11 protein-coding genes and 1 pseudogene are annotated in these 14,316 nt (G+C 56.4%); 8 read left to right on the plus strand and 4 right to left on the minus strand.

Translation table 11 applies throughout. The annotated features are described in order from the left end of the window. The first annotated feature begins 182 nt into the window (after positions 1 to 182). Positions 183 to 608 (plus strand): DUF202 domain-containing protein, encoded by a 426-nt coding sequence (locus V6936_RS06635; RefSeq protein WP_003801422.1) that lies wholly within the window; start codon positions 183 to 185, stop codon positions 606 to 608. Positions 609 to 808: 200 nt separating this feature from the next. Here the strand turns inward: V6936_RS06635 and V6936_RS06640 are convergent, their stop codons facing one another. Then, positions 809 to 2,575, minus strand: a complete 1,767-nt coding sequence (locus tag V6936_RS06640) for an SLC13 family permease (protein ID WP_003801424.1) — start codon at positions 2,573 to 2,575, stop codon at positions 809 to 811. Between the two features lie 206 nt (positions 2,576 to 2,781). Between V6936_RS06640 and V6936_RS06645 the strand changes: the two are divergent. Further along, positions 2,782 to 3,105, plus strand: a pseudogene (locus V6936_RS06645) (transposase); the annotation flags it as partial. Positions 3,106 to 3,196: 91 nt separating this feature from the next. Here the strand turns inward: V6936_RS06645 and V6936_RS06650 are convergent. Next, the gene (locus V6936_RS06650; protein WP_336579617.1) at positions 3,197 to 4,102 is read right to left on the minus strand and encodes a hypothetical protein; all 906 of its coding nucleotides are present in this window, start codon (positions 4,100 to 4,102) and stop codon (positions 3,197 to 3,199) included. An 863-nt stretch (positions 4,103 to 4,965) separates the two neighbouring features. On the opposite strand from V6936_RS06650, the gene dapD reads away from it, so the two are divergent. From dapD to V6936_RS06680, 6 genes are all read left to right on the plus strand, one after another. Further along, positions 4,966 to 5,784 carry a 2,3,4,5-tetrahydropyridine-2,6-dicarboxylate N-succinyltransferase gene (dapD, locus tag V6936_RS06655; RefSeq protein WP_003801431.1) on the plus strand — a complete coding sequence of 273 codons (819 nt, stop codon included), beginning with the start codon at positions 4,966 to 4,968 and terminating at the stop codon, positions 5,782 to 5,784. Positions 5,785 to 5,786: 2 nt separating this feature from the next. Then, a complete protein-coding gene (gene dapE / locus V6936_RS06660) occupies positions 5,787 to 6,923 on the plus strand; it encodes a succinyl-diaminopimelate desuccinylase (RefSeq protein WP_003801435.1) in 1,137 nt (378 codons plus the stop codon). Continuing rightward, positions 6,917 to 7,840 carry a 50S ribosomal protein L3 N(5)-glutamine methyltransferase gene (prmB, locus tag V6936_RS06665; RefSeq protein WP_240208809.1) on the plus strand — a complete coding sequence of 308 codons (924 nt, stop codon included), beginning with the start codon at positions 6,917 to 6,919 and terminating at the stop codon, positions 7,838 to 7,840. Before dapE ends, prmB begins: the two co-directional genes overlap by 7 nt. Next, positions 7,837 to 9,765: an ABC-F family ATP-binding cassette domain-containing protein gene (locus tag V6936_RS06670; protein ID WP_003801439.1), complete on the plus strand. Its 1,929-nt coding sequence runs from the start codon at positions 7,837 to 7,839 to the stop codon at positions 9,763 to 9,765. The genes prmB and V6936_RS06670 overlap by 4 nt, the downstream gene beginning before the upstream one ends. Positions 9,766 to 9,879: 114 nt before the next feature. After that, positions 9,880 to 10,266: a hypothetical protein gene (locus tag V6936_RS06675; RefSeq protein ID WP_219235940.1), complete on the plus strand. Its 387-nt coding sequence runs from the start codon at positions 9,880 to 9,882 to the stop codon at positions 10,264 to 10,266. A gap of 198 nt (positions 10,267 to 10,464) precedes the next feature. Then, positions 10,465 to 12,411, plus strand: a complete 1,947-nt coding sequence (locus V6936_RS06680) for an alkaline phosphatase D family protein (protein ID WP_336579619.1) — start codon at positions 10,465 to 10,467, stop codon at positions 12,409 to 12,411. A 36-nt stretch (positions 12,412 to 12,447) separates the two neighbouring features. On the opposite strand, the gene sorU is transcribed toward V6936_RS06680, so the two are convergent. Both sorU and sorT read right to left on the minus strand, forming a co-directional pair. Further along, positions 12,448 to 12,759 carry a SorU family sulfite dehydrogenase c-type cytochrome subunit gene (sorU, locus tag V6936_RS06685; protein ID WP_003801444.1) on the minus strand — a complete coding sequence of 104 codons (312 nt, stop codon included), beginning with the start codon at positions 12,757 to 12,759 and terminating at the stop codon, positions 12,448 to 12,450. 53 nt (positions 12,760 to 12,812) lie between these two features. Further along, the gene (gene sorT / locus V6936_RS06690; RefSeq protein ID WP_193353490.1) at positions 12,813 to 14,033 is read right to left on the minus strand and encodes a SorT family sulfite dehydrogenase catalytic subunit; all 1,221 of its coding nucleotides are present in this window, start codon (positions 14,031 to 14,033) and stop codon (positions 12,813 to 12,815) included. Positions 14,034 to 14,316: the final 283 nt, after the last annotated feature.

The raw sequence follows: 14,316 nt of genomic DNA on the forward strand, positions 1-14,316 counted from the left end.
GCACTGCGCTCTCGTCGTTTTGTCATGAAACCATGATTAAATTCGAATGTTCCTGCGTTTATGCTATCTTTAAGTAACAAATTTATCGCAAATTGTGTCAATGAACTTACATAACTTGTCTTTGCGCATAAAACACATCAGTTACACTCGAAATCCTCATAAAGCGAATCTCTACCGTTATCGTGTTCACCCTTACCATCAGGAAACTGATCTTTTTCCTGTGCGCTGTTCTGATTGTGCTCGGACTCTTTCCCTTTGCGCACGTCAGCGAAAGTTGGCTCAACACGTCCCAGGCTTATTCTGCCTGGCGCACCAGTGTGCTTCACTCCGTCATGCCTTTGTCAGCGCTGGCCGTAGCCAGCCTGATCTGGGCAGAACGCACGCTTTCCGCCTGGCTTGCCATGGCCGTGAACACGGTTGTGTTCATTTTGGCCATTAAAAATATCTGCGATACAGCCGACCGCTTCTCCCGTGTCTGTGGCATTGATATCTCCGTCTCTTACGGGGCTATGGCGTACGGTTTGTGCCTGGCTGTCTTATGGGTGCTGTTACTGAGCTATCACCGCAAAAATCCAGGAGATCAGCAGCCCGCCGGTTCCCTGATTTAATCCCTGCAATCCCATTTTTTACGGTTAAGCCCGCCCCCAAACCCCTCGGTACACTATCATGCCCGGGCGCTGGTCCTCCTATTCTGCCTCGATACAATCAGGTGCCCAACGGGCGAACTGACAAACCTGAAGCGCGCGTCTCTTTGAAGGGAAGCAAGACATGAGCCAGGCCCTTCGTGAGGCGGTCGCCAGCCTTGCGCTTAAAAAGGCCAGAAAACAGGAATCAGTGCGACGCCCAGAACCCAGAAGATCAGATTCAGGGGCACGCCTACCTTGAGAAAATCGGCAAAACGATAACCCCCGGCGCCATAGACCATGGTATTGGTCTGATACCCCACGGGCGTGGCAAAACTGGTCGAGGCGGCAAAGGTAACGGCAATCAGAAATGGAGTAGGGTCCACATCCATCATTTTGGCCGTGGACATGCCAATCGGCGTGAGCAACACCGCCGCTGCGGCATTGCTCATGAATTCGGTCAACAGCAGCGCCATCATGTACACCACCGCCAGCACGGTCAAGGGTCCAAATGACTTGACCAGACCCACCGTGTTTTCAACCAGAAACTGAGCAGCCCCTGTCTCACTCATGGCCAGGCCCAAAGGCAACAAACCGGCCATCAGGATGATGATGCGCCAGTCAATCGCGTCGTACACCTCATCCGCCTTCAGGCAGCCCGCCAGGGTCATGGCCACCGCCCCCACCAAGGAAGTAATGCTGATAGGTACCCAGCCTAGGGCGGGAATTGCAATCACCAAAGCCATGGTGAACAGCGCGAAGGGAGCGCGCCAGCCCATCTCCTTTTCCGCCTCCCGTTCAGACAGCACAATAATGTTGTTGTCCGAACGCAAGTCCGCTTTTTCAGCCGCGGGGGTCAACATCAACAAAATGTCGCCCACCTGCAAACGTACCGCCCGCAATTGCTCACGCAACACCTGACCACGACGATGTATGCCCAGCACCGTCGCATTCTTGTGCCAGCCCGGTCCCAGACTACCCAAGGTGCGCCCGCTGATTCGTGAACGGGGAGCGATCATGACTTCAGTCAACACCTGGTCCACCTGCTCAAACGACTGCTGCTCCAGCTTGAATTGCGGGTCCACTTCCAGTCCCGCCTCTTTGCGCAACTCGTCGAGTTTGGTCCAGTCACCGCGCGCCAAGAGCACATCATCCGCCTCAATCTTCTGTTCGCGCGGCCCCCACACTTTGGTATCGCCTCGCAACAGCTCCAGCACGAATACCCCGTACTGCTCGCCCAGTTTGGCGTCCCCCACAGACTGCCCGATCAAAGACGAGTCGGGCATCACGCGCAGCTCGGTAATGTACTTGCCCAATTCATATTGCTCGACCAGCTCACCCGCGCGCGTGTCAGGCAATAACCAGCGTCCTATTGTCAGCAAGTAAATACAGCCGACCACCATGCAGATCACACCAAGGGCGGTGAACTCAAACATGGTAAAGCCGGGATGACCCAGATCACGGGCAATGGCATTGACCAGCAGGTTGGTGGACGTACCGACCAAGGTGCAGACCCCCGCCATTTGCGACACATAAGACAAGGGAATCAGCGCTTTGGAAGCCGACATCCCGATACGCACACTGGCAGCCATCACGATGGGAATGAACACCGCCACCACCGCGGTGTTATTGACGAACGGGGCAATCACAGCCAGAACGAGAAACAACACCAGTAAAAACTGGAACGGTGAGCGGGCCTTGCTGAGCAAATCTCCAATTCCCGAGAGTGCTCCGCTATTTTGCAGGCCCGCTGCCAGCACAAACATGGCAGCCACCGTTACGGTGGCCGGATTGCTAAACCCACCCACCGCCTGTTCAGGAGTCACCAGGCCCAGCACTGCCAAGGTGCTTAACACCAACAAGGCAATGGCATCTATTCTGAGTTTTTCGGTAGCAAACAAGACAATCGCTATTAAAGCCAGACCCAAGACCACTGCAATCTCTGTTGTCATGCTGCCCTACTCCTGTTTATTCTGTGTTGCTCAGTATAGGTAAAAATCCAGCGTCCCAAGCGCTGCATATAGCCTTACGGAACAAAAAAACACAAGTTCGCGCAGCAAAGGAATCAATGTAGAACGAGGCTTTCCTGGGCAAGTCATATAGCGAGAGCATCGCTAAGCGGTAGGCGGCACCATTGAATAACAGTGTGCGCCGATGCAGGGGTCTGCTGAGGGTCTATGTCCTGCTGGACGAACTCAAGCGACTCTGGTTCTACCGAAGATCTGCCTGGGCAAAACAAACTTGGCATCATTGTTGCGAGCAGGCCGAGCACAGTTAAATAACCCTCTTAAACACCTTCGCCCAGTGCCCGAAAGGCTATCTGCATGGCATTCTGGCCGCATGCCGACATCGCCTCAACACCAGTATCGTTGAGGGCTTCAACAACACCATCAAGCTCATTAAGCGGCGTGCCTACGCTTACCGAGTCCATGAGTTCTTCTTCCTCAACATCCGCGCCGCTTTCCCCGGTAATGCTCAATGATCCAAAAAAAAGCCCCCGGTCGCTCAGGAGTCGGGGGCCTTGTATGGATGAATACGGGAACGGAGCTCGCGCGCCGTCCCGACCACCCGGTTTAGAGCTTCAGACGCGCCCGTCCTCCTATGGTTGCGGCCAGGCTCGCCACAAACGCACCGACCAGCAACGAGGCAAAGGCCCATAAGGCAAAGGCGGCAGCGGCCTTGCGAGCAGCATCTGCCGCTTCACGCGCCTGTTGTTCCAGCTTTTCGGCCGCCTCCTTGGCTTGCTGCTGCACCGAATCCAGACGCTCTTTGGCCTGCTCGGGCGTCAAACCACTACGATTGGCAATCAGCTTCAGCAAATAGTCCTGATCCTGCTGAGACACCTGACCTTCGGCCAGGCTGCGAGCCAGAATACGACTGACCTCACGCTCTGGATTGGCCGTTTGCGCCGGTGCATTAGCCGGATCAGCAGGACGCAGCAAGCTATCGGCAAAGTAACCCAGGCCAGGCCCCTGCATCTGATCCTTACCCGCCTGCCCCACCACCGCCGAGGCAACGCCTACCCCAGCCCCGGCCAGATTGGCGCCGGCTTGAGCGGTGCCCGACACCAGCGATGCCACCCCAGAACCCAGCAGAAACACACTGACGACGGCACTGACAGCCCAGACCAGGAAACCGTGTGCCGTATCGCGAAAATGGACTTCGTCACCATGCACACCCGTCCAATTGGTGCGCAGGCGACCGGTTATATAGCCCGCCATCCCGTAAGCAATGATCTGTGTAAGGAACAACCAGACAATTGTGCCGATAGCGATCGTGGTGCCCGAGGCCCCATCAGTGTTCCAAGGAGAGATCGCCATGAATCCCAGACCCGTCCCGCCCACCAGCAAGGTCACGGTCATGGCAGCGGCGATGACGGCCCCTCCAATGACGGCGCCCCACGATACCGCTGAATGCGAGGACTCCGCTACGGCGTGCGTACCCAAACCTGCATCTGAACCAAATTGCGTTGTAGCCATGATGATTCCTTATTCCGGATTGTGATCGCAAGCACCTCAGTGCCAGAACAAAGCCAACAAAATGATGATAGGGATAGGTACACCCAAGAGCCATAAAAGAATTGATCTCATAACCCCTCCATTCGAATGAGACATTAAAAGCAAAATGCTATTAACAACACTGTCTTCGTCGTCATTCTAGGCAGATAAAAAACCCCTACATCTTATAAAATGTAAAAAACGAAACCAATTCGATTTGCACGGGGAACGCAAGGTCATTGCTCTGTAAAACCCTGACATGTCCCTTTTGCAAAAAGCTTGCAAGCCTTTTTTGACGTGCCACACAGAGGAAGATCGGATATCCGGTAAGCTCAACTATCAGGCGACATCCTTGTGCTTCGTGAAAAACTCTTGATGGGTGGCTAATACCAACTCCGCTTTTCATACTTATTTTTTAGTCTTTGGAAATATTTATTTACGCACACAGCATAGATAAATAATCCCCACCAGCACCAATGAAATAACTGAAATAAGCGAAAATGGCGAGTCAATAAAAAATTATCGGAAAACAAGAATGCAAAAACTCAAAAAATAATCTCAGAAGAACGTCTGCACTCCTCCCGGTAAACCTGCTATCAGGTTCAAGCTTTTTCTTATCCACCAAGCCCGGCAACGCGCACACGACTCCAGCCAGAGCCCAGAACGGCCGCATCAGGCCCTCAAAAGCACTAGAGAAAGCCATAAAACCGTACCTGGATGGGGCAGACTCGGTTATCCTGTTGCCTCCATTCAAGCTCGGCCGCTGCGGTGGTAAGCCGCGCATCATGCGCCTTCTGTATCCCGATACTGCCAATGACGGCCTGAATTCACACAGAGCCTAGCCTATGAGCGACCTCCAAAGTCTGATCGAATCGGCGTGGGAACAGCGAGCTTCCCTCTCCCCCCAAGAACACAGCATTGAACTGCGCACGGCCATCCATACCGTGATTGAAAAGCTGGATTACGGTTCCCTGCGCGTGGCGGAAAAGATTGACGGACAATGGCAGGTCAATGACTGGGTCAAGAAAGCGATTCTCCTGTCTTTCAGAATCAAGGAAAACCGCGTCATGGCTGGCGAGCCCGCTCCCTTCTATGACAAGGTGCCTTTGAAGTTTGAGCAACATGACCAGGCCGCCTTTGCCCAAGCCGGTTTTCGCGCCGTCCCCGGCGCCGTCGTACGCCAAGGTGCCTATATCGCCCCCGACGTAGTGCTGATGCCCTCTTTCGTGAATATCGGCGCCTATGTCGGGGAAGGGACCATGGTCGATACCTGGGCCACCGTCGGCTCCTGCGCCCAGATTGGCAAGCATGTCCATCTGTCAGGGGGCGTAGGGATTGGCGGAGTCCTGGAACCTTTGCAGGCCAATCCCACCATTATCGAGGACAACTGCTTTATCGGCGCCCGCTCTGAAGTGGTGGAAGGCGTAATCGTAGAAGAAAATTCGGTGCTGGCCATGGGCGTATTCCTGTCGCAAAGCACCAAGATCTACGAGCGCGAAACGGGCAAAATTTATCAAGGCCGCGTGCCTGCCGGCTCGGTCGTCGTGCCGGGTTCGCTGCCCTCGCCCGATGGCCTGTACAGCCTGGCCTGCGCCATCATCGTCAAGCGTGTGGATGCCCGTACCCGCGCCAAAACCAGTATTAACGATTTACTTCGCGCCTGAACATGAGCACTGACAATTCTGTACTTGATACCCTTAAAGCCTTGATTGCCCGTCCCTCAGTCACCCCCGAGGACGCACACTGTCAACAATGGCTGGGTGCCCGCCTGGAGCAAGCTGGCTTTAAGCTGGAACATTTGCCCAGCGGCCCGGTCTCGAACCTGTGGGCCCGCCGTGGCACCCAGGCCCCCCTGTTTGTTTTTGCAGGCCACACAGATGTGGTGCCTACCGGGCCGGAAGCGGCCTGGGATTCGCCCCCCTTCGAGCCTACCGTGCGCGATGGTCAGCTGTATGGCCGCGGTGCCGCAGACATGAAGGCCTCAATTGCGGCCTTCCTTCATGCCGTCGAGGAGTTCACCACCGCCCATCCTGCACACAAAGGCTCGATCGCATTGCTGCTGACCTCGGATGAAGAAGGTCCGGCTATCGATGGCACCGTGCATGTTTGCCGTGTTCTCCAAGAGCGCGACGAACAGCTGGACTACTGCATTGTGGGCGAACCCACCTGCTCGCGCCAACTGGGCGACACCATCAAAAATGGCCGTCGCGGCTCGCTGTCAGGCCACCTGATCGTCAAGGGCCGCCAAGGCCATGTGGCCTACCCGCAATTGGCCATCAACCCGCTGCATGTGTTCGCTCCTGCACTGCATGAACTGACCGATCGCATGTGGGACGCTGGCAATATCGATTTCCCCCCCACCAGCTTCCAGATCTCCAACATCCACGCCGGAACTGGCGCCAGCAATGTGATTCCCGGCCAGTTGGATGTCCACTTCAATTTTCGCTTTTCTACTGAGCAGACTCCTGCCGGTCTACAGGCGGAAGTGGAGTCCATCTTGCGCCGTCACGGCGTGGATTTCCAGCTCACCTGGACCTTGGGCGGCGAGCCTTTCCTGACAGAGGCCGGCCCTCTGAGCCAGGCCCTGGCCAAGGCCATTGAAGCTGAAACCGGTCTGGAAACGGATCTGTCCACCACCGGTGGCACCTCAGATGGTCGCTTTATCGCTAAAATCTGCCCTCAAGTGGTCGAATTTGGCCCGCTCAACGCCAGCATTCATCAAATCAACGAGCATGTTGCCATTGCTGATCTTGAGCCTCTTAAAAACATTTATCGCCGTACATTGGAATCCCTGCTTTGTTAAGCCCTTGCATCGATCATTCCTCCCTGCTCCACGCCCAGCAGGAGCTGCGCACCGTGCGCGACTTGTTGCGCTGGTCCGTGAGCCAATTCAACCGCTGTGAACTGGCCTTCGGCCACGGCAGTGACAATGCCTGGGACGAGGCTGCCTATCTGCTGCTGCATACCTTGCACCTGCCGCTGGACACGCTGGACCCCTATCTGGATGCCATTGTTCTGGAGTCCGAGCGCACTGCCTATCTGGCCCTGATCGCCCGTCGCTGCAATGAGCGTGTTCCCGCAGCCTACTTGACGGGTGAGGCCTGGCTGCAAGGTCATCGCTTCCGTGTCACGCCCGACACCATCGTACCGCGCTCTCCGATAGCCGAGTTGCTGGCCGAGCAGCTCCAGCCCTGGATTGCCGACCCCGATGCCATCTACAGCGCCTTGGATTTATGTACCGGTTCGGGTTGCTTGGCTATCTTGACGGCACTGGCATTCCCCCAGGCGCAGGTCGATGCCGTCGATCTGTCCGATGCCGCGCTGGAAGTGGCCCAGTCAAATATTGATGCCTTCGGACTGAACGATCGCATGAGCCTGTTCAAGAGCGATCTGCTCGACCAGGTGCCGCAAACCGCCTATGACCTGATCATTTGCAATCCGCCGTATGTGAATGAGCAGTCCATGCAGAACCTGCCGCAGGAATACCGTCACGAGCCGCAACTGGCCCTGGCGGGAGGCGATGACGGCATGGATCTGGTGCGGCGCATTCTGGAAGCCGCGCCCAATTACCTCTCCCCCGAAGGCGTGCTGGTATTGGAAATTGGCAATGAGTATGACAACTTTGTTGCCGCCTTCCCGGAGCTGGAACCGATCTGGCTAAGCACGGAAACCGCTGAAGACCAGATTCTCCTGTTAAGCCGGGAGCAGTTGGCCCCGTGATACGCGCTACTGGAATTACGCTACGTCGCGGCGTCAAAGTCCTGCTGGACAATACCGATTTCATCGTTAACCCAGGCGAGCGTCTGGGTATCGTGGGCAAGAACGGCGCAGGCAAGTCCTCGCTGTTCGCTTTGCTGCAAGGCGAGCTGGACCTGGACGGGGGCGACCTGAGCATTCCTGAGGTCTGGGAAGTGGCCAGTGTGCGCCAGACCATCCCGGACCGTGACCGCCCCGCCCGCGAATTCGTTATCGATGGTGACGAACGTCTGCGAGCCTTGCAGGAACAGCGTGCCAATACCCCTGACAGCGACGGCCAGACCATTGCTGAGCTGGAAAATGCGCTGATCGAGGCCGATGCCTGGTCGGCTCCCTCGCGTGCCGAGCAACTGCTGGCAGGGCTGGGTTTCCGTCCCGATCAGTGGATGCTGCCGGTACGCGAGTTCTCCGGCGGCTGGCAAATGCGCTTGTCACTGGCACGCGCATTGATGGCCCCCTCGGACCTGCTCTTGCTCGACGAGCCCACCAACCACCTGGATCTGGACGCCATGCTCTGGCTGGAGCGCTGGTTGGGTTCTTATCCCGGCACTGTCTTGCTGATTTCGCATGACACCGAATTTCTGGATGCAGTGGCTCGTTCGATTCTGCACGTAGACCAAGGCAAACTGGTTCGCTACAAGGGTGGCTATAACGACTTTCTGATGCAACGCGCCGAACGCGTACAGCAAAGTCAGATTGCGTACGAACGCCAGACTCGTGAAGCCGCCCGTCTGCAAAGCTTTATTGACCGCTTCAAGGCTCAGGCCACCAAGGCCAAGCAGGCGCAAAGCCGGGTCAAGGCCCTGGCACGCATGCAAACCTTGACACCCTTGCGTGACGACTCCAGCGTATCGATTCGCCTGCCCTCACCGGAGTACACCCCTGACCCACTGCTGACGCTGGATCGGGCCGACCTGGGCTACCCTGGACAAGACAAGCCTATTTTGAGCCAGGTACGTCTGATGGTGCGGGGCGGCGCCCGGGTGGGTATTTTGGGGATGAACGGTGCGGGCAAGTCCACGCTGGTCAAAACCCTGGCCGGCAAGCTGGCTCCCGTCACAGGCGAACGCCTGGAATCCAAGGGGCTCGTGATTGGTTACTTTGCCCAGCACCAGCTCGATTCCATTGATCCCGACTCGACTCCCTTGCAGCATCTGGCGCGGCTGGCACCAGATGTGCGCGAGCAGGAGCTGCGCAACTACCTCGGCTCCTTCGGCTTTAGCGGTGATATGGTCACCAGCCTGACCGCCCCCTTTTCGGGTGGTGAAAAGGCGCGTCTGGCCCTGTCCCTGATTGTTTGGCAAAAACCTAACCTGCTTCTGCTGGACGAGCCCACCAACCACTTGGATGTGGATACTCGTGAAGCCCTGGCGACGGCCTTGGCTGATTACGGTGGCAGCGTGCTGCTGGTATCGCACGATCGCCATTTGTTGCGTTCTACCGTTGATTCTTTCTGGATCGTAGCCGATGGCCAGGTTCAGGAGTTTGATGGCGACCTGGAAGACTACCGCGACTGGCTACTGGCCCGCAGTGCGCAATCACGTTCGGAAGCGCGTCAAGAAGCACGAGCGAACGATAACGGCAATGAGGGCACCGACCGCAAAACCCAACGCAGGCAGGAAGCGGAATTACGCCAACGCCAGGCACAGCAACGCAAACCCTTGGAAAGCCGCTTGAAAAAAGTGGAAGCCGGAATGGAAAAAACCCAGCAACGTCTGCACGAGCTGGATACCTTGATGCAGGACCCGGACTTCTATTCAGACAGCTACAAGGATCAACGCCCCGCCCTGATGAGCGAGCATGGCGAGCTGAGCAAAACGCACCAAGCCCTGGAAGAAGAATGGCTGGAGATTCAGGAAGCCCTGGAGGAAATCGGGCGGCAGGCTTGAGTCGACCTGATCGATAAGAGCTTTGCCCCTGCGACACTGCTGGCGACGCAGACAGAGCCAGCACGCCCCACTACGTACCTTTATCCCCTCAACCGACCACATCAGAACTTGACCATGCACCTTGCAACACAGGATTTTCCCCGTATCTGGATCTCGAACGACTCTCCTTCCAACTGGAAAGAGCAACTGGAAGCCTTGCTGGAACAGGGTCAGCGCTTTGTGCTGCTGACACGCGAGCTTCCGGGAGCTGCGTCAGACGGACCTGACAATGACGCAGAAGCATTTTCTCAATGGATCAAAGACAATCGCGATCGTCTACGCCTGTGCTGTGCGGCCAGCCTGGTGGTCGTGAACAATGCCTTGATGGCCTTTTCCCTGAATGCATTCGTCGCCCCGCTGAGCAAGAAACTGGGTTTTCCTGTTCGTGTCGTACATGAGGATGAGCTCGATTCGCAAGTCACCGCTTATTTGCAGGCCACTCCCGCCCTGGAAAACAGCTAAACCGCCGCGCCGCCAAACCCTACTCATCCTGCCCACAACAGCCCATCAGGCAGATGGTGTCCGCCATCTGCATCTCTGTGCTCAAAAGCCTACATCCGCACCCGATCCTCGCCCCCCGCACACAATGACACCGCCCAACGTGCAACTTTATGCGCATAATGCTGTCCATTGTCCTTTCTGATTCTGGCTGTAACCCGTTTGAATCTCTCCCATTCCTCCTCGAACTTGCCGCCCGTGCTGGCCGGCCCTATTTTGCGTCGTCTCGATGCGCAACGTCTGAATTTGTGGCTGGTTGGCAGCTCAGCCCTGTCGCTGGAACTGCTTCTGGAACCGCAAGGCGCCCCTGCCCATCGCATTGCACTGGATGCCGGGCAATGCCGTATCGTGCCCATTGGCAAGCACGCCTTTATCCACTTCATTGATGTGCAGCTTGCCGACCCGCTGCCCCTGGATACGCTTGTTTTCTACGACCTGATTCTGCACTCAGCGTGTGAGACGGAGCAAAACATCGCAGATTGGGCCCCTCACCTGCTGCATCAAGGCCAAACCCGACCCAGCCTGGTGCTGTCCAGCCGCGCTGACAATCTGATGTTTGGCTCTTGCCGCAAGCCGCATCACGCGTCCCGCGACGGCTTAGCACAAGCCGACCGGGTCTTGAGCGAACATATCAGCCACGCCGATATGCGGCCCGCTTTACTGATGCTGGCTGGCGATCAGATCTATGCCGACGATGTGGCAGGCCCAATGCTGGCAGCCATCCATGCACTGATTGAACGCTTGGGATTGTTCGGGGAATATCTGGAAGGCGCGGTCGTGTCCGACAGCGAATCTCTTTACCGCCACCCTGCCAGCTATTATCGGCGGGCTGATCTGCTGCCTGCCTTCAAGTCCAATGAAGATTTGCGCGAGCGCTTCTTCGGCGGTGTGGAAAAACCCATTTTCACTACCGCCAATGCACACAATCACCTGGTGACATTGGCCGAAGTCCTGGCCATGTACTTGCTGGTCTGGTCCCCCACTGCCTGGCAAATCATTGGCGAGCCCACTCCGCCAGAGCTCTCCGCTGAGCACCATCAGCGCTGGCAACGTGAATCGCGTGCCTTAGAAGGTTTTCGTCAGGACCTGCCCCAAGCGGCACGCTTGCTGGCGCATGTACAGACACTGATGATTTTTGATGACCACGACATTACCGATGACTGGAACCTGTCGGCCAAATGGGAAAGCACGGCCTACGGCCACCCTTTTTCTCGTCAGATCGTGGGCAATGCGCTGGTGGCGTATATGTTGTGTCAGGCCTGGGGCAACCGTCCTGATGTCTTTGAGCCCGTTCTGGACACCGTCAACGCCTGGACACGTTTGCCAGACGAGCATCATCGCATGGACCATGCGACCCAGGACGCCCTGATCAAAGAGCTGCTGGATTTCCGTCAATGGGACTATGTGCTGCGCACTCAGCCTACGCTGATCGTACTGGACACCCGTACACGCCGCTGGCACAACCGCCGCTTGCCCAGCCGTCCTTCCGGCCTGATGGATTGGGAATCCCTGACCGAGCTACAGCACGAGTTGCTGGATGAACGCGCTGCGGTCATTGTCTCGCCCACCCCTATGTTTGGCGTCAAACTGATTGAGGTCATACAAAGAATCTGCACGTACGCCGGTTTTGCGCTGACAGTAGATGCGGAAAACTGGATGGCCCACCGCGGAGCCGCCAACACCATGCTCAATATTTTCCGGCATTCACGCACGCCGGGCAATTACGTCATTTTGTCCGGTGATGTGCATTATTCATTTGTCTACGACGTGCAGGTGCGCCATAGCAAACATATCCCGCATATCTGGCAGGTCACCAGCAGCGGCATTAAAAATGAATTTCCGGAAGGTTTGCTCAACTGGCTGGATCGGCTCAACCGTTGGCTTTACTCGCCCCGCTCGCCGCTGAATTGGTTTACGCAACGGCGTGACTTGAGCATCACACCCCGCCTGCCCGATCAACGCCAGCATGGTGAGCGCGTCTGGAATGGGTCAGGGCTGGGCCAAATCTGGCTGGACGATCAAGGTCGTCCAGCGCGCGTACTCCATCACAATGCCAACAAAAAACCGCCTACCGAATTTCTGCCTCCTGAACAGGAGACTGAAGGGTAAGGCGGCCAGATCTGCCCCAAGGGGCAATCGCAGGTTTTACTGTCCTGCTACGGAACTGACGTAGGTCGCGATGGCGTCGCGCTCTTCGTCGCTCAAGGTCTGCGCGAACGAGGGCATGGCACCCATACCCTCTTTCATGACTTTCAGGATTTGCTCTTTCGAGGGCTGCAACTCATCCAGATCAGGGCCGATGGCACCGGCAGAACCGGCATCGGCCAAGGTATGACAAACCGCACAGGCAATAGGTTTGGCACCGCTGCTAAACAGAACTTTGCCTTGCTCATCTGCATGGGCCTGACCTGCAACAGCAAACAAACAGGCAGCAGCAACAACGAGGTATTTCTTCATGATTTCCTTCCGAACCCACCCCGACGTGTCGGGGTGGCTACAACATTTAATACTTAAACAACGGTGACCGCCAACATGTGGTCACGCCAACTATTATTCAAATAGCCATGGCTGTTAGCCACGCGCTCCTCAGGTTGAACCGTGCCGGCTTCACTGGTCGCGCGGCTGGCGATTTCATATTGACCAGGCTTCAGGTCCATGCCCACCACAAACTGGCGCCAGGCATACTTGCCCAGGTCCGGTCCAACGAACTGGGCCTTGACCCAGTTCTTGCCGCCGTCCACCGTCACTTCCACCTCCTTGGCAGCGGACATGCCGCCAAAGGCCAGGCCCTGAATCTGTACGAGTCCTGCCTTGAGGTCTTCGCCAGGCTCGCCGTTCGGGCTGGTGATCCAAGACTTGACCGGCATTTCCCACACCGATTCCTGATTCACATTGGTCTTTTCGCCCATAGGCGTCATGCGGTAGCTGTTTTGCTGAATGCTGGCAGCCGACTGGTCCTTGCTAAAGGCCAGTTGCTTGATGTATTTGACATTATTGACGCCCGTGTAACCCGGCACGATCAAACGCAATGGGCCACCGTGAGCCAGGGGAATGGGCTGACCATTGATTTCCCAGGCCAAAATAGCGTCATCAATCGCTTCCAGCGGCAGTGAGCGCTCCACCATGATGGTATTGGGGTCCAGGCCTTCTGGAATATCCTCCCCACCGGTACCCGTCATGTACTTAGCGCCGGCGTCCATTCCGCCGGTAGCTTCCAGCACAGCCTTGACAGGTACGCCCGAGAACACGACACAGCCTGCTGCACCCACGGTCCACTTGGTGCCGCTGGGTTTTTCAGGAAAGTAGGCACGGCCGTTACCCGAGCACTGCAGCACCATCGGCACGGCAACCAGACCCAGACGCTTGAGCTGGGCCACGGTCATGTCCTGTGGGTTCTTCACCCCCTTGATGGACAATACCCAGGCATCCGGATCAGCCACGATCTGCTCGGACGGAGGGGCTACATTATTGCGTACGAACAAGCGATCCAGCGGTGTAATCAAACCGGAGCCAAAGGCGCTGCGTTTAGTTTCAATCGTATTGGCGCTATGCACGATCAAACTGTCGGCATGTTTCCAGGACGCATAGGCCGGCAGAGCTTTCGCTTGCGTTTTAGCCTTTTCCTGAGCCAGAGCGGCTGACAAAGGGGTCAGACTTGCGGTACCAGCCAGGGCCATCACCCCGCCTGTCGACAAAAGCATGCGCCGACGTGAAAGATTGCTAGGTTCCATGATCGCCTCCATGTATGTTTGTTACTGTAATTAATTTAGGCTTCGATTTTATGGGGGCACCCATTTTATAACTAGAAAATATAACCCTTATATATAACGCTTGGATTGAGATTTAAGGGCAAGGACGAACGCGCGGAAACCCGCGCTAAACAAGGTTCTTTAGAAAATCGAGCAGTCGTTCATCCGTCCGAGGAAGAAGGCTAGACTTTTATCCATCCGCTTGACGTGGCGCGCTGACAGACACTAAACCGACCAGGATGGGAGTCGTATGCTCGACAAAAAT

The organism is Alcaligenes sp. CHO6, assembly GCF_037120595.1.
GTDB lineage: Bacteria > Pseudomonadota > Gammaproteobacteria > Burkholderiales > Burkholderiaceae_B > Alcaligenes > Alcaligenes ammonioxydans.